The 22,333-nt window shown below is 63.7% G+C and carries 16 protein-coding genes; 8 read left to right on the top strand and 8 right to left on the bottom strand.

Translation table 11 applies throughout. The features are described from left to right. The first annotated feature begins 66 nt into the window (after positions 1-66). The gene (gene fghA, locus C8C98_RS16995) at positions 67-930 is read left to right on the top strand and encodes an S-formylglutathione hydrolase (protein WP_121455250.1); all 864 of its coding nucleotides are present in this window, start codon (positions 67-69) and stop codon (positions 928-930) included. A gap of 104 nt (positions 931-1,034) precedes the next feature. On the opposite strand, the gene C8C98_RS16990 is transcribed toward fghA, so the two are convergent. Beyond that, positions 1,035-2,963, bottom strand: a complete 1,929-nt coding sequence (locus C8C98_RS16990) for a PhoX family phosphatase (protein ID WP_121455249.1) — start codon at positions 2,961-2,963, stop codon at positions 1,035-1,037. A 301-nt stretch (positions 2,964-3,264) separates the two neighbouring features. On the opposite strand from C8C98_RS16990, the gene C8C98_RS16985 reads away from it, so the two are divergent. The 7 genes from C8C98_RS16985 to C8C98_RS16960 all read left to right on the top strand — a co-directional run bounded on the left by C8C98_RS16985 (position 3,265) and on the right by C8C98_RS16960 (position 12,652). Beyond that, on the top strand, positions 3,265-6,267 hold the full coding sequence (locus tag C8C98_RS16985; RefSeq protein WP_121455248.1) for an EAL domain-containing protein: 3,003 nt from the start codon (positions 3,265-3,267) through the stop codon (positions 6,265-6,267). Between the two features lie 30 nt (positions 6,268-6,297). Beyond that, positions 6,298-6,573, top strand: coding sequence for a hypothetical protein (locus C8C98_RS21610; RefSeq protein WP_147436388.1), 276 nt, complete (start codon positions 6,298-6,300; stop codon positions 6,571-6,573). Next, entirely contained in the window at positions 6,570-7,445 is an 876-nt protein-coding gene (locus tag C8C98_RS16980; RefSeq protein WP_121455247.1) for an HDOD domain-containing protein, read from the top strand. Before C8C98_RS21610 ends, C8C98_RS16980 begins: the two co-directional genes overlap by 4 nt. Further along, positions 7,442-8,410, top strand: coding sequence for an ATP-binding protein (locus tag C8C98_RS16975; RefSeq protein WP_121455246.1), 969 nt, complete (start codon positions 7,442-7,444; stop codon positions 8,408-8,410). The genes C8C98_RS16980 and C8C98_RS16975 overlap by 4 nt, the downstream gene beginning before the upstream one ends. A gap of 29 nt (positions 8,411-8,439) precedes the next feature. Further along, positions 8,440-9,822 (top strand): HD domain-containing phosphohydrolase, encoded by a 1,383-nt coding sequence (locus C8C98_RS16970; protein WP_121455245.1) that lies wholly within the window; start codon positions 8,440-8,442, stop codon positions 9,820-9,822. 452 nt (positions 9,823-10,274) lie between these two features. After that, positions 10,275-12,032 carry a phosphoethanolamine transferase gene (locus tag C8C98_RS16965; RefSeq protein ID WP_121456337.1) on the top strand — a complete coding sequence of 586 codons (1,758 nt, stop codon included), beginning with the start codon at positions 10,275-10,277 and terminating at the stop codon, positions 12,030-12,032. Positions 12,033-12,181: 149 nt separating this feature from the next. Beyond that, entirely contained in the window at positions 12,182-12,652 is a 471-nt protein-coding gene (locus C8C98_RS16960) for a hypothetical protein (protein WP_121455244.1), read from the top strand. A 343-nt stretch (positions 12,653-12,995) separates the two neighbouring features. On the opposite strand, the gene C8C98_RS16955 is transcribed toward C8C98_RS16960, so the two are convergent. The 7 genes from C8C98_RS16955 to C8C98_RS16925 form a co-directional block, all read right to left on the bottom strand. After that, positions 12,996-14,483 carry an NAD-dependent succinate-semialdehyde dehydrogenase gene (locus C8C98_RS16955; RefSeq protein ID WP_121455243.1) on the bottom strand — a complete coding sequence of 496 codons (1,488 nt, stop codon included), beginning with the start codon at positions 14,481-14,483 and terminating at the stop codon, positions 12,996-12,998. Between the two features lie 92 nt (positions 14,484-14,575). Then, complete coding sequence (locus C8C98_RS16950) at positions 14,576-15,664, bottom strand: tartrate dehydrogenase (RefSeq protein ID WP_121455242.1); 1,089 nt, start codon at positions 15,662-15,664, stop codon at positions 14,576-14,578. 42 nt (positions 15,665-15,706) lie between these two features. Continuing rightward, on the bottom strand, positions 15,707-17,353 hold the full coding sequence (locus C8C98_RS16945; protein ID WP_121455241.1) for an ABC transporter ATP-binding protein: 1,647 nt from the start codon (positions 17,351-17,353) through the stop codon (positions 15,707-15,709). 10 nt (positions 17,354-17,363) lie between these two features. Then, positions 17,364-18,239, bottom strand: coding sequence for an ABC transporter permease (locus C8C98_RS16940; RefSeq protein ID WP_121455240.1), 876 nt, complete (start codon positions 18,237-18,239; stop codon positions 17,364-17,366). 80 nt (positions 18,240-18,319) lie between these two features. Then, positions 18,320-19,276, bottom strand: coding sequence for an ABC transporter permease (locus C8C98_RS16935; RefSeq protein WP_121455239.1), 957 nt, complete (start codon positions 19,274-19,276; stop codon positions 18,320-18,322). Positions 19,277-19,313: 37 nt separating this feature from the next. After that, entirely contained in the window at positions 19,314-20,933 is a 1,620-nt protein-coding gene (locus tag C8C98_RS16930) for an ABC transporter substrate-binding protein (protein WP_121455238.1), read from the bottom strand. A 91-nt stretch (positions 20,934-21,024) separates the two neighbouring features. After that, a complete protein-coding gene (locus C8C98_RS16925) occupies positions 21,025-22,326 on the bottom strand; it encodes an FAD-binding oxidoreductase (protein WP_121455237.1) in 1,302 nt (433 codons plus the stop codon). Positions 22,327-22,333: the final 7 nt, after the last annotated feature.

Here is a 22,333-nt window from a genome sequence, read left to right as displayed (position 1 = left end):
AGAAGCAAAACATCTCAAAGCCCTCTTAAAACAAGCGCGACAAGCTATCACTTTGTGAGCACACTCATGTCCACCTCCCTCGAACTGGTCAGCAGCCACGCCTGCTTTGGCGGTGAGCAACGCTTTTATCGCCACGACGCCGCCACCATCGGCCTGCCGATGAAGTTTGCGGTGTACCTCCCCCCCCAAGCCAGCCAAGGCCCCGTGCCCGCCGTGCTGTACCTGGCCGGGCTGACCTGCACCGAAGAAACTTTCATCACCAAGGCAGGTGCCCAACGCCGCGCCGCAGAGCTGGGCTTGGCCCTGATTGCCCCGGACACCAGCCCGCGCGGTGCCAACGTGCACGGCGAGGCCGAGAGCTGGGACTTTGGCGTGGGTGCAGGCTTTTACCTGGACGCCACGGCCGCCCCCTGGGACACCCACTGGCGCATGGAAAGCTACCTGATGGACGAACTGCTGCCCCTGTGCACCGGGCAACTGCCTATCGACGCGCAACGCCTGGGCATCTTCGGCCACTCGATGGGCGGGCATGGCGCGCTCACGCTGGCCTTGCGCCACCCGGGCCGGTTCCAGTCACTGTCCGCCTTCGCGCCCATCTGCGCGCCCACCCGCTGCCCCTGGGGCGAGAAGGCCTTCACGGGCTACCTGGGGGCAGACCGCACCAGCTGGGGCGAACACGACGCCACCGTGCTGATGGAAAACCAGCCCATGGCGCCCTATGCCGGCGGCATCCTCATCGACCAGGGGCTGGCCGACAAGTTTCTGGCCGAACAACTCCACCCCCACCTGTTTGAAGCCGCCTGCGCGCACATCGGCCAGCCGCTCACGCTGCGCCGCCACGCGGGCTACGACCACGGCTACTACTTCATCCAGACCTTCATGGACGACCATTTGCTGCACCACGCGCGGGGCCTGGGCGTTATCGCCTGACTGGCATTGCCGCGCTGCCATCCCATGCAAAAAGGGCTGCCCCCTACAGAGCAGCCCTTTTTTCTTGCGCAATCACTCGTGCGCGATCAGCAAGTGGCGCAGCCTCAGGTGCCGATTACACCGCCATCGGCCTTGCGCACCACCACGGTGGCAGAGCGTGGGCGGCCATTGGGCTTCTTCTCGGGCCAGTTCGACACCGCACGGGGGTTCTTGGGGTCGCTGATCTCATCGGCGGGCTCGCCAGGGTGCTGAATGTTGAGGAACATGGTGCGGCCATCGGGGGTGGCCGTCAGGCCGGTGATCTCGCAGCCCGAGGGGCCCACCAGGAAGCGACGCACTTCGCCAGTGTGCACATCGGCGGCCAGCATCATGTTGTTGCCGAAGTTCTTCAAGTCGCCCTTGCCCATGGCCGAGGTGGACATGTCGCACTGGATCCAGAGCACCCCACGGCCGTCCACCCACAGGCCATCGGGGCACGAGAACATGTCGCCCTTGATGTTGCCCTTGGCCTCTGCGCGCGCCAGCGAGGGGTCGCCCGCCATGACGAAGTGGTTCCAGGCAAAGGTCTGGCCGCTGAAGTCGCCATCTTCCTTCCAGCGGATGATGTTGCCCTGCGTGTTGTTCACACGGGGGTTAGCGGCATCCACGCCGGGCTGGTTGGCGGCGCCCCGGTTGCTGTTGTTGGTCAGGGTGGTGTAGACCCAGCCTTGCTTGTCCACGGCAATCCACTCAGGGCGGTCCATCTTGGTGGCGCCCAGCAGGTCGCTGGCCTGGCGGGCCTTGATCAGCACCTCGCCCTGGTCGGCAAAGCCATTGGCCGCCGTCAGTGGCCCTTGGCCGTGGGTCAGCGCAATCCAGCGGCCCTTGCCATCGGCATTGAACTGGGCCACGTACAGCGTGCCATGGTCCAACAGCGTGGCGTTGGCAGCCGCGCCGCCGGGCTTGATGGTGTCGCGGCTTACAAACTTGTAGATGTATTCAAAGCGCGAGTCCTCGCCCATGTAAACCACAGCGCGGTTGTCGCGGGTGACGGCCACGGTGGCACCCTCGTGCGCAGCACGGCCCATGGCGGTGCGCTTGATGGGGGTGGAGCTCGGGTTGTTGGGGTCAATCTCCACAATCCAGCCAAAGCGGTTGGGTTCGTTGGGATTCTTGGTGGCGTCAAAGCGCGCATCAAACTCGTGCCAGCGGTAGCCCGCGCCCCCCTTCTTCAGACCCCAGCGCTTTTCGTGGGCGCTCAGCGTGTCGCCACCGCTGAAGTAGTTGATGAAGTTTTCTTCAGACGTGAGGTAGGTGCCCCAGGGCGTGATGCCGCTGGCGCAGTTGTTGAACGTGCCCAGCACCTTGGTGCCTTGCGGGTCAGCAGCGGTTTTCAGCAGGGCGTGGCCAGCGGCAGGGCCGCTGAGTTGCATGGGCGTGTTGGCCGTGATGCGGCGCGCCCAGGGCGATGGCTTGACCACCTCCCACTGGCCATGGGTTTCCTGCACCTCGCACACTGACACGCCATGGGCCGCCTGCGATTTGCGCACCTTCTCCAGGCTCCAGTTGGCCGTGCCGTCGGGGAACAGCAGGCCGTGGTCCACATACTCGTGGTTCATCACCAGCAGGCCGGTCTTGGAGCCGTCTTGCGCAAAGTAATGCATGCCATCGTGGTGCATGCCGAACTGGGTTTCCTGTTGGGCAGTGGTGTTGCTCGCATCGTCCTTGAATGCGGAGGTCTCGCCCGACATGCCCACCGGGTCACCCCAAGGGGCAATCACCTGCACGGTGTAACCCTCAGGCACCGTCACCGTATCGGCCGTGGAAATGGCCACGCTCTTGAAGCCCAGGGCCGCGCCCGCTGCGCCGCCCGCCGTGGCGCAGCCCGCCAGTGCCGCAACGCCCCCCACAGCCCCCAGGGGTGCCAAAAAGCTGCCTGCCAAAGCCCCCAGACCACCGCGCAGCAGGGTGCGCCGCGCTGGGTCGGAGATGTCATGGATGCTGGGGTTGGAAGACGTGTTGCTGTCTTCCATCAGGGAAAAGTCTTTTGCCATCGTGCTGTTCTCGGTAGTAACCGCAATGCCGGGCTTGGCACAGCTGCGTCACATTTGTAGTGACTCCGTGTGACGACACAGTGACAGCCCATCGCTGGCCGCAGCGCGGTCGGTCTGCACCGGAGGAATGGAGGAATGCATAGGTGATGCCGGCACTCAAAACATTTTTATCATTTAAATGCATTTATTTGATAAATTTGCTTGAAAAACGGATGGCAATCTCCATAATGGATGCATGTAAAGCGCCAGTGCGTGGCACCCAAGGCACCACCCAGGGGTGGCGCAGCACCGAAAGGAACGCATGACACCGATCCCATCCTTGCCCACCGATGGCCCGCTGGCAGCCTGCGGGCCTGCCGCCCGCGCTGGCATGGCAGTGGACGACCTCAAGCGCCAAATCTTTGACGCCACGCCCATGGGCCTGTGCTTGTTGGTGCAGGGCGTGCCGCAGCTCATCAATGCCCGGTTTGCCGAACTGCTGGGCGCCAACGCCACCGATGCCGATCGCCCCTCAGCCTGGCTGCAGCAGCAGTGGCAAGAGCTGTGGCCGCAGCTTCAGGGCATTGGCCGGGGCCAACGGCATGTGAGCTGTACCAACCAAGCGGCACAGGTGTTCAATGGCCGTGCCTACGCACGCGCACTGCCCGCCTTCGGGCCAGAAACCGAGCTCATCACCCTGGTCGACGATCCGCAGCGCGCGCAAATCGCGTTTTCCTCACACTGGCGTGCCCGCATGCTGGAGCAAACCGAGACCATGGGGCGCAGTGGCTCTGCCGAGCTGGGCCTGGACGATGGCAAGGCCGTGCTCTCTAAAGGGCTGTACGCCCTGCTGGGATTGCCCTTCCGTCCTGACGCACTGCCCACCTGGCGGCTGCTACGCTGGCTGCCCGCCAAAGAACGTGGCTATGCCGCTTCCATCTGGCAGGGTGCACTGCCCGATGAACCGTTTGAATTTCAGCACCGACTGGTGCGCAGCGATGGATCAAGGATGGAGGTATTGCAACGCGGCATGGTCGAGATCGACCCTTCCGGGCGCCGCCATGGCTACCTCATCGTGCAAGACATTACGGCCCAACGCGAGGCCGAACAGCGCATCCAGGAATTGGCCAACCATGACGAAGTCACCGGGCTGGCCAATCGCACCCAATTGCTGGACCGCATTGACGCAGCGGTGCACAGTGCCAAGTGGAATCCCCAGCCATTTCTGTTGCTGTCCATCCAAGTTGATCAGGTGGACCAGCTCAAGCAGGCCATGGGCTACGGCGCGGGCGATGCCATGGCCATGGCCGTAGCATCGCGTTTGTGTGCCCTGGCCGAGCAAGGCGACATCGTCGCCCGCATCGATGGTGGCGAATTCGCCATATTGCTCAGCCCAGAGAGCAGTGCATTGGATGCCCAGGGGTTCCGCCACGCACGCGCCGTGGTGCAAGCACTGGCCAAGGCCGAGCGGCTTGGCGCAGCCGAAATCGTGCCCGGCGCCCGCGTGGGCGTGGCCCGCTTCCCCGCCGATGCACAAACCGCTGGCGAGCTGCTGGAATCCGCGCAAACTGCACGCATGGGCATCGACGCCACAGGCGAGCAGGTGGCAGTGTTCACACCAGAGACGCGCCAACACGCCCTGCGCAAGCTGGCCATCGAATCGGGCCTGCGCCACGCTGCAGAGCGCGCTGAGTTGAGCCTGTCATTTCAGTTGCAGGCAGACCTGACGACCGGAGACATTGCGGGTGTGCAACTCAGAGTGAACTGGCGCAGCCAAGAGCTGGGTGACGTGCCTGCCTCGGAGTTTGTTCCTGTCGCCATGCAAACGGGCCTGATCGTGATGCTGGGCGATTGGAAGCGCGAGGCCGCTTGCCGCCAACTGCGCGCCTGGGAGCAGGCCGGTGTGCGCCCGCCCCGCATGGCCCTGCGTATCTCGCTGCTGGAGCTGCAGCAGCCCGATGTGGTGGACAAGCTGCGCCGCTGCATCTCCAGCCACGGTCTCACACCGCAGTCGCTGGGTATCGAGATCAGCGAGCAGGCGCTGTTCAACGCAGCCCCAACACTGGTGCGCACCCTCACGCAGTTGCGCGACATCGGGCTCGAGATTTCCTTGAGCGACTTTGGCGCAGGTGCGACCAACCTGGGGCTGCTGCGCAGCCTTCCGGTAGACGTGATCAAGGTGCACCGATCCTGCGTCTCGGACGTAACGGCAGCCACGGGAGATGTCTCGCTCACCCGCGCCATCATCAACATGGCCCATAGCCTGCAAATGAAGGTGCTGGCCGATGGCGTGGAGACCACCGGCCAACTCACACTCCTGATCGCCAATGGCTGCGACCGCATGCAAGGGCCGGTGCTGTCGGACCCAGTGGACGCCCCTACCCTGGCCCAGCTGCTGGCCAGCCGCATCCGGCTACCTGCCAATTTGCTGACCCGGCGGCGCGAGCGCACGCTGCTGCTGGTGGACGACGAACCCAACATCGTCTCGGCCCTGCGCAGGCTGTTCCGGCGCGAGGGCTATCGCATCGTCACGGCTTGCAGCGGCGCAGAAGGCTTGCAGCGCATGGCCGAATACGAAGTGGACGTGGTGCTGTCAGACCAGCGCATGCCCGGCATGACGGGGGTGGAGTTTTTGCGCCGAGCCAAAGAGCTGTACCCCGACACCGTGCGCATGGTGCTCTCAGGCTACACCGAGCTGCAGTCCATCACCGACGCTGTGAACGAAGGTGCCATCTACCGCTTTCTCACCAAGCCCTGGGATGACGAGCGCCTGATCGTGCACGTAAAAGAGGCCTTTGCCCATAAAGAGCTGGGTGACGAGAACAAGCGGCTGGCCACCGCCGTCGTCACCGCCAGCGAAGCACTGACCGCTGCCAACGAGCGGCTGGAACTGGTGCTGAGCAACCAGCAACACCAAATTGACCAAGAAACTGCCCGCGCCAATGCCGTGCGCGACATGGTGGACCTGCTGCCCGCCCCCCTGCTGGGCATCGACCCCGACGGCACCATCGTGCTGGCCAACCAAGAAGCCCAGCGCACTTTGGGCATGAGCACCCCACTGCTGGGCGAAGCCGCCGCCACAGTGCTGCAGCAAGCACTGCCCGTAGCCGAAGGCGAGCACGCAAATGCGTTGCCAGAGCCAGGGACACCGCCCCTGCACTGGCAGGGCCAGCACTGGAGCATGAAGGTGCGTGCGCTGGGCGAAACACCGCCGCGCGGGCTTCTGGTAGTGCTCACGCAGCGGCACCGCCAGCCACACAAGGCCGATGGCAAAGACTCCGACATTCCCCCCGTCCCTGGCGGACAGCCCATCGTGCAGGGATAAGGACCAGCGCATCACATCAGGACATTGCCCATGGACACCGCACACCCCCTCCCGCACGCACTCCCGCACACACTTCCCAGCGATGGGCCGCACACAACCACGTCAACCGGCATGCCCGCTGACGCCGGTACGCAAGCAGCCAATGGCCACGACGCCGATGGCGCCTCCCCCGTCAGACCCGCTCCCGATGGTGCAATACAAAAGGCCAACACCCAGCGACTGCACTACCTCTTTCGCCGCACCCCACAGCAACCGCATGTGCTGCAAAAGGCGCTATTCACCTACCGTGGGACACCCCTGCCATGACCAGCATCCCCACCCTCCTGACGCTGGACCGAGAAGCCCTGGCGCGCGACATCCGCGCCCTCCCGTCCCTGCCCACCGTAGTGCAAGAGCTCATGCTGCTGGTGCGGCAAAAGGAGGTGCAGCTCGAAGCCATCTCCAACACGCTAAGGCTGGACCAGGCCCTCTCCATCAAAGTGCTGCAGCTCGCCAACTCACCGTTCTATGGGCTGTCTGGGCGCATTGGATCAGTGCGCGATGCCATCAACATCCTGGGGTTGCGGCAACTGGGCAGTCTGGTGATTGCCGCTGCGCTCACAGTGCAGTTTGAAAAGCTCCACGGCAAGTCGCTGCACATGGATTCGTTCTGGCGCCACTCCATCGGCTGTGCCGCTGCAGCGCGCCAACTGGCCGTGCATGTGGGGCTGGACAGCGCAGCCGCCTTCACCGCAGGGCTGCTGCACGACGTGGGTCGCCTGGTGGTGGACAGCCACTACCCGCTGGAGGCCGCCCAGGCCATCGCCTGGGCTGAGGAACACGACATGCCGCACTGCGAGGCCGAACACACCTTGCTGGGCATAGACCATACCGAGCTGGGCGAATGGGTGTGCCGCCACTGGCGCTTCAGCAGCGATGTCGTGGAAGCCATTGCCGGGCACCATCGCCCCCCCCCAGCAGGCCCCGTCTCGCTGATCGACGTGGTGCATGCAGCCGATGCCATCACCCACGCGCTGGACATTGCAGGCGCGGCCACCGAAGCCGTGCCGTGCGTGAACCCCATGGCATGGGCCCGGCTGAACCTGCACGAAGACGACCTGCCTGCCCTGCTTGCAAGCATAGAGAGTGAGTTCAACGACCTGCTGGCCGTGCTGCGCCCCGCCAAGGAGACCCCATGACATCCAACGCCCTCACCACCCCCGTCCACGAAATGACGTTGGCAGAAATGTCGGACGAGCAGATCCGCTCGATCGTGGGCGAGCTGATCAAGGCCAACAACGATCTCAAAGAGCTCAACACCAAGCTCTCGGATGCGCAGAACAAGCTCATCCAGTCGGAAAAGCTTGCCTCCATCGGGCAACTAGCCGCCGGTGTGGCGCATGAGATCAACAACCCCATAGGCTTCATCTTCTCCAACTTCGGAACCCTGGAGCAATACCTGCAGGACCTTTTCCAAATGCTCGATGCCTACGAACTGGCCGAGGCCAGCGTGGGCGACCCTACAGCCCTGGAGCGCATACGCAGCCTCAAGGCCGATCTGGACATCGACTACCTCAAAGACGACATCCCCAACCTGATGCGAGAGTCACGTGACGGCATCCAGCGCGTGCGCAAAATCGTCCAAGACCTCAAGGACTTCTCGCGCGTAGATGCCCGCCAGGAATGGGAAAGCGTAGACCTGCATACAGGCATCGACTCCACACTCAACATCGTCAACAACGAGATCAAGTACAAGGCCGATGTGGTCAAGCAGTACGGCCCGCTGCCCGAGGTGCAATGCCTGCCCTCCGAGCTCAATCAGGTATTCATGAACTTGCTGGTCAACGCTGCGCACGCCATCACAGCCGAGCGCGGCACCATCACCATCAGCACGGGAATTGAGGGCACCAATGTGTGGGTGGACGTGCAAGACACGGGCGCCGGCATTGCGGCAGAAAACATGCAGCGCATCTTCGACCCATTCTTCACCACGAAGCCCGTTGGCAAAGGCACAGGCTTGGGGCTATCGCTGTCGTATGGCATCGTGCAAAAGCATGGCGGACGCATGGAAGTCAGCAGTGAATTGGGCGTTGGGACCCGCTTCCGCGTCACCATCCCGATCAAGCATGAACCCGCCCCCAGCCCGGCAGACGCCGCAAACTGACCTGGCCCCCACTCTCTGTACCGACTGCCATGGACACCTTCCCTCCCGCCCTCACGGAAACTGTCACCCCCACGGCAGATACATTGGCCCCTGCAGTCCCTGAATCGGTGTCTGTGGCAGCGCCGGCGCCGCAGGCCGGCCCCGCGTGGACGGTGCTGTGCGTGGACGACGAACCCAGTATCTTGTCGGCCCTCAAGCGGGTCCTGCGCGCCGAAGACTGCAAGGTGCTGCAAGCTGGCAGCGGCCAAGACGCCCTGGCGCTGCTCGCACAAGAAGCCGTGGACGTGGTGGTCAGCGATATGCGCATGCCCGGCATGGACGGCGCGGCATTGCTCGCCCAGGTGCGTGCCCGCTGGCCTGCCACCGCGCGCATTCTGCTCACGGGCTATGCCGACATGAATGCCACCATTGCGGCCATCAATGAAGGGCAGATTTACCGCTACATCCACAAGCCCTGGGACGAAGCGGAATTGCGCCTGACCGTGCGCCAAGCGGCAGAGCACCAGCAGCTTGCCCGCGAACGCGACCGCCTGCAGGCACTGACAGCCACCCAGAACGAGGCGCTGATAACCCTGAATACCGGCCTTGAGCAGCGGGTACAGGAACGCACAGGCGAACTGCGCCAAGCCAACGACCAGTTGCGCCGCAACTACCTCACCAGCATCAAGATTTTCTCCAACCTGATGGAGTTGCGCAGTGGCGTTTTGGCTGGGCATGGCAAACGCTGCGCCCACTTGGCACGCAAGGTGGCCGCGGCCATGGGCTTGTCCGAGGAAGAAGTGCAAGACATCTTTGTGGCCGGGCTGCTTCACGACGTAGGCTTCATGGCCATGCCCGATGCCATTTTGAGCAAGCCCGTCGGCAAACTCGCCGCCCCCGACCTGGTCAGCTACCAGCGCCACGCCAGCCTGGGCGCACAGTCCTTCATGGCGTTGGACGATCACCAAGCCGTGGCCACCCTGATCCGCTCCCACCACGAGCGCTTTGACGGCACCGGCTACCCAGAGCAGCTCCAGGGCGAACAGATCCCGCTGGGCGCCCGCATCCTGGGGGTGGTCGATACCTTTGACGATCTCACCCACGGCCACCTCACAGGCGCAGCCCTGACCGAAGCAGAGGCCCGCACCTTGCTGCAGCGCGGGCGCGGCACCCAATTCGACCCCGAGGTAATCGATGTCTTCCTGCACATCACCCAGGTAGAAAAGCCCAAGCCCATACGCCTGGAGCCCGTCACCCCCGAACACTTACAGCCCGGCATGGCGCTGGGCAAAGACCTGCTGTCCAAAGAAGGTGTGCTCCTCCTGTCTGCGGGCCATGTGCTGACAGCAGACATGATCAGCCGCATCCGCAAATACGAAAAGACCGAAGCGCTGAACCTGACGCTGGACATCAGGGTCCCCCCTGCCGACTGATCGCGGCCAGGGTACGTGAGCAAGGCCAGCGCCCAACGATGCTCTGCATGCATCGAGTGGAGGGTTGCGCTTCGCATGGGAATAGGCTGCCAGGCGCAAAACGCAGCAATAGCCCTCGCCATTTCAAGTATTTTCAACGCCTTAGACCACCTTAGACCGCCATAGACCGCAGATGCACACGGCTTAGTGATTCGTGCAGAGGGCGCCTAGGGGAAGCGATAGCACCCAAAACCTTCAAAGAAACTTCACACTTAGATACAAACTCAAGCTGTGTAGCGGGGGCACTGCTTGCTCAGCACCAGTCCACAAGACAGCGCCCACCAGCCTGTTCACACCCAGCAGGGCCTCAATCGGCAACTGCACTCGCCTTTACAGGCGCCGCATACCCGCACCGCTGAAGGGCGTCAAGCACCTTAATGTTGCTTTAAGTGAGGTTAAGAACAATGGCCTCCATGCCCCTGATCCTGCAACGGCTGCTGCCTCACCCCCTGCGTTTTGGTTTTCTGCAACGGGCCCAAGGCCCATCCCATCAGCCATTGCACCCTGGTTGGGTGGTGCTGTGGATCAGTGTGTGGATGTCTGCGGTGTGCAACGTGCCCCTGTGGCGCGAACTGGCGCACCTGCCTGGGCACGGCAGCCTGCGCTCCTGGGCTTTCATGTTGGCTTTCATGGTGCTGGTCACAGCGGGCAATGCTGCGCTGCTCAGCCTGATGGCATGGCGCTGGACACTCAAGCCCGCAGCGGCCCTGCTGGTGCTGATGGCGGCCTTTGGCGCCTACTTCATGCTGGCCTACGGCATTGCCATTGACGCCAGCATGCTCACCAACGTGCTGCAAACCGATGTGAAAGAAGCAGGCGACCTGCTGAACTGGCGCCTGCCGCTGACCGTGGGCGCCCTGGCCCTGCCACCACTGGTGTGGCTGGCCCGCCAACCCGTGCGCACCATGCCCCCTCTGCGCCAGGTGCTGCACAACGCAGTACTGCTGCTGGCCGCCGTGCTGGTGGCGGTGTGCAGCGTTCTGGTGGTGTTCCAGGACTTTGCCTCCACCATGCGCAACCACACCCAGCTGCGCTACCTGATGAACCCGCTCAACAGCGTATACGCCCTGGGCAACATCGTCACCCGCCCGCTGCGCATGGACACACGCACCATCCTGCCCCTGGGGCGTGACGCGCAGCTGGGCGCCAGCTATGCAGGGCAGTCCAAGCCCCCCTTGCTGGTACTGGTGCTGGGCGAAACCGGGCGTGCAGGCAACTTCGCCATCAACGGCTACGCGCGCCCCACCACCCCCCATTTGTCGGCACGCAACGACTTGGTCAACGCCCCCAACGCGTGGTCGTGCGGCACCAGCACGGCAGCTTCGGTGCCCTGCATGTTTTCGCACCTGGGGCGCAGCGCCTACGAATCGCGCAACGCCAACTACGAAGGCCTGATGGATGTGCTGCAGCACGCCGGCCTGGCCGTGCTGTGGGTAGACAACCAGTCTGGCTGCAAGGGCACCTGCGACCGCATTCCCAGCGCCGACACCTCGACCCAAAAAGACGCTGAGCTGTGCCCCACTGGCAGCGACTGCCTGGATGTCATCATGCTCAAAGACCTGGACCAGCGCCTGGCCGCGCTGCCCGCCGAGCAGCGCAAGCGCGGCACGGTTGTCGTGCTGCACCAGATAGGCAGCCACGGCCCCGCCTATTCCAAGCGCTCAGCGTCCCAGCGCAAACCGTTTCAGCCCGAGTGCACCTCTACCGCACTGCAAGAGTGCGAGCGCCAAGCCGTCATCAACGCCTACGACAACAGCATTGTCGAGACCGATCACTTTCTCAATTCAGTGCTCAATTGGCTCTCAGCGCAAGAGAATAAAGCGCAGCCAGCTATGATTTATGTAGCAGACCACGGCGAATCGCTGGGCGAGAACAACATCTACCTGCACGGCCTACCCTACTCCATCGCCCCAGACGTGCAAAAGCACGTCCCCTGGATCACCTGGCTCTCACCCGCCATGCAATCCCGCAACGGCACCACCACGCCCTGCCTGCAAAAAGAACTGGCAGAGCAACGCATCACGCACGACAACTACTTCCACTCGGTGCTGGGACTGATGGACGTGCAGACCGGCGCGTACAAGCCTGAGCTGGACATGTTTGCGGGCTGCAAGAAGAACGCGACCCTGGCGGGTGCGCCAAACAAGGGCGCTGCATCGCATCGTAGTTAGCGAGCAGGCTGACTCGCCAAAAGCGAGATCACCAGGCTTCAGTCGAGTGTGCTCAAACAGCCCAGATAGGGACGCCCTTGCCGCGGCAGATGCCTGACCCATGGGGCACCTATACTTTCACGACCGCCGCACTTGAAAAGCCAGATTTCATGGAAGACATTCTCACGGCCCTCGCCGCTCTGATCTTCTGGCGCGTCTTGCTTTGCACAGTCGGCTCGATAGCACTCGCGCTTACTCTCTCCAACGCAATCGCTCCCTTTACTGCGGAATACAGCATGACCCTGGTGATCCTCGGCGTCGCATTGGGTGTGTATTGGCAAAGCCGCGCCGAAGCTGCATGGACCGTGACAGAAAGCGTCAAGGAGCCGAAAATTTCTCGGCCTGTTGCCTTCCTGGGGCTTTCGTTCATCGGGCTCATCGTTGGCGGAGCTTTCGCCGAATTGTTCAGCTCCAAACTCTTTGGTGCCGTCTCACTCGTCGTTGGTGCCGCTTCGGTAGCGGCTTGGTACCGCTACGCAAAGCACCAGTCTTTCAGCCGTGGTGCATTTGCTTTCGCGTTGGCGTCTTTGCTGGCGGGCTATTGGGTTCCTCTATGGCTGTCGCTATGGGGTGCGCCATGACTTCAACGGTACTCCCACAGCAACCACATCGACCAATCGGCCCAAAGATCTCCTGCAGAGCCCTCGCGAGTCGGTGGTAGTGTGGATCGGAGTGGGCCGACAGGCGTCTGTTGGCAGCCCATAGCCCGGCTGTGGGCAAGACAAGCAACGCAGCAAACCGCCCGCGGCCGCGTTGTCACAAACTGCGGGGAGTTCTGCGCGACATCCTCAAGCCTCCCCACGCCAACCACTGTCCGCAGCGACGAAACCCAGCCGCCAGCATTCAAATTGTGGCGTTGGCTCAGCTGCGCAGCAGCCACAAAAACAGGGGCCATGAAGGCCCCCGTTTTCTCAGCTTTTTGCCTCAGTCGAGCAACCCCTGGCAGACATACTTGGTGTGCAGGTAGTCGTCCAGTCCATGGGTGGAGCCCTCACGCCCGTAGCCCGACTCCTTGACCCCCCCAAAGGGCGCAGCCTCCGCCGCAATCGCCCCTTCGTTGATGCCGACGATGCCGGTTTCCAGGGCTTCGGCCACCCGCCAGATGCGCTTGATGCTCTGGCTGTAGAAGTACCCCGCCAGCCCAAACGGTGTGTCGTTGGCCTGGGCCACTACCTCGGCCTCGTCGTCAAACACGGTCAGCGGCGCCACTGGCCCAAAGGTTTCTTCGCACGCACAGGCCATGCTGGCGTCTGCTCCGCTGAGCACGGTGGGTGCGTAGTAGTTGGGCCCCAGGTGGGCCAGGCGCTGCCCACCGGTGAGCACCCGGGCGCCCTTGGCCACAGCGTCGTTGACGTGCCGCTCAATCTTCTCTACCGCCCGGTCATTGATCATGGGGCCAATCTGCGAGGCCGGGTCACTGGCCGGGCCTACCTTGAGGGCAGCCACCTTGGCCGAGAGCTTGGCGGCAAAGGTGTCAAACACGCTGCGGTGCACAAACACCCGGTTGGGGCACACACAGGTCTGGCCACCGTTTCTGAACTTGGCCGCCATCAGGCCATCCACTGCTGCGTCCAGGTCGGCATCGTCAAACACGATAAAGGGTGCATTACCGCCCAGCTCCAAAGACAGCTTCTTAAGCGTGTCGGCACTGCGCCGCGCCAAATGCTTGCCAACGGGGGTAGAGCCGGTAAACGTGATCTTGCGCACGCGGCTGTCGTCCAGCCACACATCCACCACCGCAGGGGTGTTCTGGCGTGAGGCAGTGACGATGTTGAGCACCCCTGCAGGCACCCCCGCCTCATGCGCCAGCAGCACCAAAGCCAGTGACGTCAGCGGCGTGTCCTCCGCAGGCTTGCACACCACGGTGCACCCTGCCGCCAGGGCAGGGGCAATCTTGCGGGCAATCATGGCGGCGGGGAAGTTCCAGGGCGTGATGGCAGCCACCACACCCACGGGCTCCTTCAGGGCAAACATGCGGCGGCCTGGAACGGGGGCAGGAATGACTTCGCCATTCATGCGCGTGGCTTCTTCACCAAACCACTCGATGTAGCTGGCGGCGTAGGCCACTTCACCCTTGCCTTCGGCCAGGGGCTTGCCTTGCTCCAGCGAAATCAACGCACCCAGATCATCCTGGTGGGCCAGCACCAAGTCGTTCCAGCGCTTGATGATGGCGGCGCGCTGCTTGGCGGGGACTTTGCGCCAGGTGGGAAACGCTGCATGGGCGGCGTCCAGGGCGGCCAGGGCTTCGGGGGCACCGGAGTCGGGCACGGAGGTGATGACGGCGCCGGTGGCGGGGTTGGTGACCTCCAGGCGGGGGTCAGCAAAGGCGGTCCACTGGCCAGCGATGAAGTTGGTGCTGCGGATCAGGTCGGGGCGGGTGAGCGACAGAGGCTGGGAAGGCGTGGCGGACATGGGTTTGAATGAGTTTTAATGAAATAGGGCTCTAGCGCTTATCCAATAAGCGCTAGCAGCTATATTTTTAGGAGCAATTGACAGGCAGCCGATCAGCCCTGCGCAATGCGCTGTGCAATGGCCTCCCCCACCTGCGTGGTGTTGGCCGTGCCCCCCAGGTCCGGCGTGCGCGGCCCGCCCTTGAGCGTCTCTTCAATGGCGCTGACGATGGCATCGTGGGCCTGTCTCCCCGCGCCCTGGCCTTGGGTGAGGAAGTCCAGCATCAGCGCCCCTGACCAGATCATCGCAATCGGGTTGGCAATGTTCTTGCCGTAGATGTCAGGCGCGGAGCCGTGCACGGGCTCGAACAGGCTGGGGAAGTTGCGCTCGGGGTTCAGGTTGGCCGATGGGGCCAGACCAATGGTGCCGGTGGTGGCCGGGCCCAGGTCACTGAGGATGTCGCCAAACAGGTTGGTCGCCGCCACCACATCAAAGCGGCCGGGCTGCAGCACAAAGCGGGCGGTGAGGATGTCGATGTGCTGCTTGTCCAGGGTGATCTCGGGGTAGTCCTTGGCGACGTCGTCCGCCCTCTTATCCCACCAGGGCATGCTGATGGCGATGCCGTTGCTCTTGGTGGCCAGGGTGACGTGCTTTTTGGGGCGGCTTTGGGCCAGGTCGAAGGCGAACTTCAAGAGGCGGTTGGCGCCGTGGCGGGAGTAGACCGATTCCTGGATGACGATTTCCCGGTCGGTGCCCTCGTACATGATGCCGCCGAGCGACGTGTATTCGCCTTCGGTGTTCTCACGCACCACGTAGTAGTCGATGTCGCCAGGCTTGCGGCCTGCCAGGGGGCAAGGCACGCCTTCAAACAAACGCACGGGGCGCAGGTTGATGTACTGGTCGAACTCGCGGCGGAACTTGAGCAGAGACCCCCACAGCGAGACATGGTCGGGCACGGTGGCGGGCCAGCCTACGGCGCCAAAGAAGATGGCGTCCATGCCCGAGAGCTGGGCTTTCCAGTCGTCGGGCATCATTTTTCCGTGCTGGGCGTAGTAGTCGCAGCTGGCCCACTCGAAGGTGTGCAGTTGCAGCTCAAAGCCAAAGCGGGCGGCGGCGGCCTCAATGGCGCGCAGGCCTTCGGGCATCACTTCTTTGCCGATGCCGTCTCCGGGCAATACGGCGATGCGGAATGCGGGAATCATGGGGTGCTCCTTGGAGACTTGAGGGCTGGGTGAGTTTGACGGTCAGGCAGTCATGGCCAGCGCTGGGGCCGCAACCAAGCGCTGTGGATCACGCTCCTCCAGCCAGCCCTGGCGCAGCTCGGGCACCGAGGCAGCCAGCAGCTCGTAGTACGGGTGGTGCGGGCCCTTGTCAAAGTCGGCACGCGCCACCTGGTCGAGCTTGCGGCCATGCTGCATGACGATGATTTCATCGCACACCGCACGCACCGTGTGCAGGTCGTGGCTGATGAAGAGGTACGACACGCCCAGCTCGCGGCGCAGGTCGGCCATCAAATCCAGCACGGCAGCGCCTACCACCGTGTCCAGGGCCGATGTGACTTCGTCGCACAGGATCAGGTCGGGCTCGGCCGCCAGCGCACGCGCCAGGTTCACCCGCTGCTTTTGCCCGCCCGAGAGCCCACCCGGCAGGCGCTGGGCCACGCTGTGCGGCAAGCGCACCAGGTCCAGCAGCTCATGGATACGGCGTTGCAAAGCGGGCCCCTGCAGGCCTTTGTAGAACTGCAGTGGGCGCGCCAGGATGCGCTCGATGGTCTGTGAGGGGTTCAGCGCCGTGTCGGCCATCTGGAACACGATCTGGATCTGCCGCAGCTCTTCCTTGCTGCGCTGCCCCAGGTCAGGTTTGAGCTCGCGGTTGTTGAACAGCATGGCGCCCTTGCACGGCGCGATCAGCCCTGCAATCGCCCGCGCCAGCGTAGTCTTGCCCGAACCCGACTCACCAATCACCCCGATGGCCTGGCCGCGATAGAGCTTGAAGTTGATGTCTTCGAGGATGAGTGTGGCGGGCTGGCCCTTGGCATCCACCGCACCGTAGCCCGCAGACAGCTCGCGCACATCCAGCAGCAGCTCCCCTTGCCCTTTGCAATGCTCTGTGGCACGCGGCGCGGGGCGGGCGGCGGCCAGCAGGCTCTTGGTGTAGTCGTGTACGGGCTCGGCCAGGATGCGGGCGGTGGTGTTGACCTCCTGCGCCTTGCCGCCGCGCAGCACCAAAATATGGTCGGCCATCTGCGCCACCACGGCCAGGTCGTGACTCACATACACCGCCGTGGCCTGCCGCTCGCGCACCACGCGCCGAAAGGCGCGCAGCACCTCGATCTGCGTGGTCACGTCCAGCGCTGTGGTGGGCTCGTCCAGGATCACCACATCGGGGTCGGTGATGAGGGCCATGGCCGCCATCAGCCGCTGCAATTGCCCGCCCGACACCTGGTGCGGGTAGCGCTGGCCAATGGTGTCGGGGTTGGGCAAAGCCAGTTCGCGGAACAGCTCCACAGCCTTGCTCTCGGCCTCCTGACGCGTCAGCGTGCCGTGGATGCGCGCAGGCTCCACCACCTGGTCCATGAGGGTGCGCGATGGATTGAACGATGCCGCAGCACTCTGCGCGATGTACGACACCGTGCGCCCCCGCAAGGCCCGCTGCCCTGCGGGCGAGAGCTGGAGCACGTCGGTATCGCCAATGCGCACGCTGCCCGCTGAGATGGCGCAGCCACGCCGGGCATAGCCCATCAAGGCCAGGGCCGTGGTGGTCTTGCCCGAGCCCGACTCGCCAATCAGCGCCAGCACCTCGCCGGGCTGAATGGCAAAGCTCAAATGATCGACCAAGGTCTGGTCGCCTGCCGTGATGTGCAGGCCTTCTACGATGACGGGTGCACCCATGCCGGGCTCCTTAACGTTCGCGGGCCGCGCGGCCCGGCAGATTGTCAATCACCAGGTTGACGGCAATCGTCAGGCTGGCAATGGCCAACGCAGGGGCAATCACCGAAGAGCTGCCCTCTGACAGCGCCCCGATGTTCTCGCGCACCAGCGAGCCCCAGTCGGCCTCGGGGGGTTGAATGCCCAGGCCCAGAAAACTCAGACTGGCCAGCAACAGCACCACGTACACAAAGCGCAGGCCCAGGTCGGCCAGCATGGGACCAATGATGTTGGGCAGTATCTCGCGCAGCATGATGTAGAGCTTGCCTTCACCGCGTGTGCGGGCCACCGTCACGTAGTCCAGCGCATTGATGTTGACGGCCAGCGAGCGGGCGATGCGAAAGGCCCCAGGCACGTAGATGAGCGCGGCCGTAAACACCAGCATGCCCACTGAAGACCCAAAGCCCGCCACCAGCACGAGCGCAAACATCTTGCTGGGGATGGAGGTCAGCGTGTCGAGCAAGCGACTCAACACCGCATCCAGCACAGGCCCGCTGGATGCGGCCAGCAGCGCCAGCACCGTGCCTGTGCCACTGGCCAGCAGGGTGGCGACCAGTGCCAGCCCCACGGTGTAGCGAGCGCCCTGGACCACGCGCACCAGCATGTCGCGCCCAAGGTAGTCGGTGCCCAGCCAATGGGTCGCATCGATGGGGGCATAGACCACAGACGCCTGCAAGTCCACCAGCGACCTGGGCAGCAGCGCAGGCCCCACCAGCGCCGTGGCGAGCCAGAACACCAGAATGGCCAGCCCGACCAACCCGGAAAAACCAAAGCCTGCCAGCCAACGCCCCACCCCGCTGCGGCGGGAAGCGGGGACCGCCGGGGCGGCCAAAGAAGGAAGTGTGTCCATCAAAAGATCCCCGTGGTTTCGGCGGTGTTCAGCAGCATGTGCCGATGTTTTGGTATGTGCATGGTTCGCTCCTGGCCTCATCAGCGGTGGCGCAAACGGGGGTTGGCCACAATGCCGCACACATCGGCCAGCGTGACGAGCAACAGGTAGCCCGTGCAGAAAATCATGGCGCAGGTTTGCACCAGTGGCATGTCGCGCTGGGTGACGCCATCGACCATCAGTTTGGCGATGCCGGGGTAGTTGAAGATGGTCTCAATCACGATCACCCCTCCCAACAGATACGACAGCGAAAGCGCTACGGCGTTGGCAATCGGCCCCACTGCGTTGGGCAGTGCGTGGGCCAGCACCATGCGCATGGGCGATGCCCCCTTGAGCTGCACCATCTCGATGTAAGGAGCCTCTAGCTGGTCGATCACTGCGGCGCGGGTCATGCGCATCATCTGCGCCACGATCACGCAGCACAGGGTAAGCACCGGCATGGCAAAGGCACGCAGCATCTGGCCCAGCGATTCAATATCGCTGGCGTACGAGAGTGCAGGCAGCCAGCGCAACTGCACCGCAAACACCAGCACTGCCAGCGTGGCCACCAGAAACTCCGGCACCGACACCACGGCCACCGAGAGGCCCGACGCAACGCGGTCCAGCCACGAGCCGCGCCACACCGCAGAGGCAATACCCAACACCAGGGCAATGGGCACAGAGAACAGCGCCGTCACCGCCGCCAGCAGCAACGAGTTGGGCAGGCGGCTGCCCACCAGTTCGCCCACTGGCATCTGCGTGGTGACGGACTGCCCCAGGTCACCGCGCACCACGCCCCCCAGCCACTTCAAGTAGCGCTCGGGTGCGGGCACATTCAGCCCCATCTGGGCGCGCAAGGCCGCCAAAGCCTCAGGGGTCGCCTCCTGACCCAACTGCTCTTGCGCAGCGTCGCCGGGCAGCACGGCGGTGATCGAAAACACGATCACCGACACCGCCAGCAGCGACAGCAGCGCAAAGAACAGGCGCTTGGCCAGCAGCGAGAGAATCACGCGGTTCATGCAAAGCCTTCCATGGCAGTGTGCCGGGCCCCGTGCGTCAGGCGTCCAGCCAGACGTGCTCGGCGAACGAGTAGCCCATCAGGCCGCCCAGCGGAATGGGCGACAAACCCTTGAGCTTGGTCGAATGGCCGTCGATGCTGGCCAGGAACAGCGGGATACCAATGCCCGCATCGTTGTGGATCATGGTCTGCATGTCGGCATACATCTGCTTGCGCTTGGGCAAATCGGTCTCGGCGCGCGAGGCCAGCAGCAGTTGGTCGAACTTTTCGCTCTTCCAGCGCGATTCGTTCCAGGCCGCATCGGACTTAAAGAACTGCGTGAGGATGGTGTCGGCGCTGGGGCGGGGGTTGACATTGCCAAAGCCCACGGGGCTGTTGAGCCAGTGGTTGGACCAGTAGCCGTCGGCTGGCATGCGCTTGACGTCAATGTCCAGCCCGATGCGCTGGCCGGCTTGCTGCAGCAGCAGCGCGATCTCCACCGAATACATGGCTGCGGGCGAGACCACCATGGGGATCTTGCCGGTGACGCCGGACTTTTGCAGATGGAACTTGGCCTTGTCCAGGTCAAAGCTGCGCTGTGGCAGGTCCTTGAAGTGAAAGCGGTTGGTCGGGTCAATGGGCTGGTCGTTGCCCAGCACGGCGTAGTCCAGGGCAATGGTCTTTTTCATCTGCTCGCGGTCGAACAGGTACTTCATGGCCATCGCAAAGTCAGGGCTCATGCCAGGCCCCATGTCTTTGCGCATGATCAGGTCAGAGTACTGGCCCGACTGCGTAGTAAAGATGGCGTAGCCCGGCGTGCCCTTGACGCGGGCCACGGAACGGGGGTTCACCGAGGCGACCAAGTCCATACCACCAGACAGCAGTGCATTGACGCGCGCCGTTTCGTCGCCGATACCCACGAATTCGATCTCGTCCAGATAGGGCTTGCCGGGCTTCCAGTAGGCTTCATTGCGCACCACCAGCGAACGCACGCCGGGCTTGAATTCCTTGAGTTTGTAGGGGCCAGTACCAATGCCTGCATTGAAGTCGGTGGTGCCGTCCTTGACGATGCAAAAGTGGAAGGTACCCAGGATCACGGGCAGGTCGGCATTGGGGGCGGACAGCACCATAGTGACCTCATTGGGACCGCTTGCGCGCACCGTCTCAATCTGGTCGGCCAGCACCTTGGCCTTGGATGCCGTGGCGGGGTCCTTGTGCCGCAGGATGGAGAACACCACATCGGCAGGCGACAGGGCCTTGCCATCATGGAAAACCACCCCTTTGCGCAACGTGAACACCCAGGTCTTGGCATCTTGCGTGGTGAACGATTCGGCCAGCGCAGGCTGGGGTGTGAGCGATCCGTCCAGCGACGTCAAACCGTTGTACAGCATGCTGCCGCGCGAGTAGTCGGTCTGGTTGGACTGCTTGGCAGGGTCCAGCGTATCGGTGGCGGCCGCAGTTGCACCTGCCACCCGAATGCGTCCGCCGCGCTTGGGCGTTTGTGCATGGGCAGAGGTGGCCAAACTTGCCAAGCCACCCGCTGCGCCCGCCTGCATACCGCAGGCCATGAGCATGGTGAGCACATCGCGGCGAGACGCGCCGCGCTTGAGCGATTCCATCACTCGCATGCTCTCGCTGGGACCGACAAGGTTCTCGAACTGTTTGTGGCTATCGCTCATGGTCGCTCTCCTGGTTGAAAAGGGTGGGGGTCAGGGGTTGTGGTTATTAAAAAATCACGCGGGGCAAATTCGGTTGTCAGCAAACAAGGCATCACGCCAGTCGGTCTTTGAGCCTGTAATACAGGCCCACGGCAGGCAGAAACCAAGGGGGGCCAAAGTGGCCCGGAATGGCGGGCCAATGGCGCCCTTTCCAGGGGTTGGCAGCGGCATTGCCCGCCATCACTTCGGCCATGCGCTCACCCATGTGCACCGACATCTGCGTGCCATGGCCGCTGTAGCCCATCGAATAAAACAGGCCATCGCGCTCGCCCGCTTGCGGCAGGCGGTCCTGGGTCATGTCCACCAAGCCACCCCAGCAATAATCGAGCCGCACAGGCCCCAACTGCGGGAAGGTCTCGGCCAGACCGGCACGCAGGATCTCGCCGCTGGCCGCATCCGACTGTGGGCTGGAGATGGCAAAACGTGCGCGCCCACCAAACACCAGCCGGTGGTCTGGCGTGAGCCGGAAGTAATGGTGGATGTTGGCAATGGTGGTGTAGGTGCGGCGCTCGCGCAGCAAAGCGTAGGCGCGCTCAGCCCCCAAAGGCTCGGTGACCACGATGAAGCTGCCAATGGGAACGATGCGCCGGCGCAGCCAGCCAAAGCTGCCATAGCCGCCGTGGCGCGATGCGCCCGTGGCCAGCAGCACCTGCTGGGCCGTGACCACGCCGTGCGCCGTATGCAGGCGGTGCGCCTGTCCTTGCAAGCGCTCCAGTCGGTTGACGCAGGTGTGGGTGCAAATGGTGGCGCCGTGGCGCTCGGCCGCCTGGGCCAGCCCGTGGGCAAAACGGCCCATGTGCATCTGCGCGCTGCGCTTGTACAGCAAGCCGCCGTGAAAGCGCTCGCTTTGCACCTCGGCGCGCACACGCTCAGCGCTCAGTATCTCTACATCGGTGTCCACGCCATCTGCCACCAGGCGCGCTGCACTGCGCTGCAGCGCGTCCATCTGGTAGGGGCGCGTGGCCAGCTTGAGCTTACCGTGGCGCAGAAAGTCGCAATCAATCGATTCCTGCTGCACTAGGCGGTCCACGGTGTTCACTGCATCGTCGTAAGCGTGGTACCAGGCGCGCGCAGTGTCCACCCCCACCTTGGCAGCGACATCGGCGTAGTCAACCGCCAAGCCGTTGTTGACATGCCCGCCATTGCGGCCCGATGCCTCGGGCGCCACGGTGGGGCCGGCCTCCAGCACCACCACACGGGCGCCCTTGCGGGCCAGGGCCAGCGCCGCCGACAGGCCGGTAAAGCCACCGCCCACAATGGCCACATCGACCGTTTCAGGCAGGCTGCGTGCACCCCCTGTAGCAGCCGCAGGCCACAGGGGCAAGGCATCATTCCAGTACGAGTCGAGCTTCATGGTGTGG

The sequence above is a fragment of the Acidovorax sp. 106 genome (assembly GCF_003663825.1).
GTDB lineage: Bacteria > Pseudomonadota > Gammaproteobacteria > Burkholderiales > Burkholderiaceae_C > Acidovorax.
This window is presented reverse-complemented; position numbering and strand designations above follow the sequence as displayed.

Bases quoted from the DNA above. Each gene is read 5' to 3' on its own strand.
- C8C98_RS16930 (WP_121455238.1), bottom strand. From the start codon at position 20,933: ATGAGCGATAGCCACAAACAGTTCGAGAACCTTGTCGGTCCCAGCGAG.
- C8C98_RS16965 (WP_121456337.1), top strand. From the start codon at position 10,275: ATGCCCCTGATCCTGCAACGGCTGCTGCCTCACCCCCTGCGTTTTGGT.
- C8C98_RS16985 (WP_121455248.1), top strand. From the start codon at position 3,265: ATGACACCGATCCCATCCTTGCCCACCGATGGCCCGCTGGCAGCCTGC.
- C8C98_RS16935 (WP_121455239.1), bottom strand. From the start codon at position 19,276: ATGAACCGCGTGATTCTCTCGCTGCTGGCCAAGCGCCTGTTCTTTGCG.
- C8C98_RS16955 (WP_121455243.1), bottom strand. From the start codon at position 14,483: ATGTCCGCCACGCCTTCCCAGCCTCTGTCGCTCACCCGCCCCGACCTG.
- C8C98_RS21610 (WP_147436388.1), top strand. From the start codon at position 6,298: ATGGACACCGCACACCCCCTCCCGCACGCACTCCCGCACACACTTCCC.
- C8C98_RS16950 (WP_121455242.1), bottom strand. From the start codon at position 15,664: ATGATTCCCGCATTCCGCATCGCCGTATTGCCCGGAGACGGCATCGGC.
- C8C98_RS16960 (WP_121455244.1), top strand. From the start codon at position 12,182: ATGGAAGACATTCTCACGGCCCTCGCCGCTCTGATCTTCTGGCGCGTC.
- C8C98_RS16990 (WP_121455249.1), bottom strand. From the start codon at position 2,963: ATGGCAAAAGACTTTTCCCTGATGGAAGACAGCAACACGTCTTCCAAC.
- C8C98_RS16970 (WP_121455245.1), top strand. From the start codon at position 8,440: ATGGACACCTTCCCTCCCGCCCTCACGGAAACTGTCACCCCCACGGCA.
- C8C98_RS16980 (WP_121455247.1), top strand. From the start codon at position 6,570: ATGACCAGCATCCCCACCCTCCTGACGCTGGACCGAGAAGCCCTGGCG.
- C8C98_RS16940 (WP_121455240.1), bottom strand. From the start codon at position 18,239: ATGGACACACTTCCTTCTTTGGCCGCCCCGGCGGTCCCCGCTTCCCGC.
- C8C98_RS16975 (WP_121455246.1), top strand. From the start codon at position 7,442: ATGACATCCAACGCCCTCACCACCCCCGTCCACGAAATGACGTTGGCA.
- C8C98_RS16945 (WP_121455241.1), bottom strand. From the start codon at position 17,353: ATGGGTGCACCCGTCATCGTAGAAGGCCTGCACATCACGGCAGGCGAC.
- C8C98_RS16925 (WP_121455237.1), bottom strand. From the start codon at position 22,326: ATGAAGCTCGACTCGTACTGGAATGATGCCTTGCCCCTGTGGCCTGCG.
- fghA (WP_121455250.1), top strand. From the start codon at position 67: ATGTCCACCTCCCTCGAACTGGTCAGCAGCCACGCCTGCTTTGGCGGT.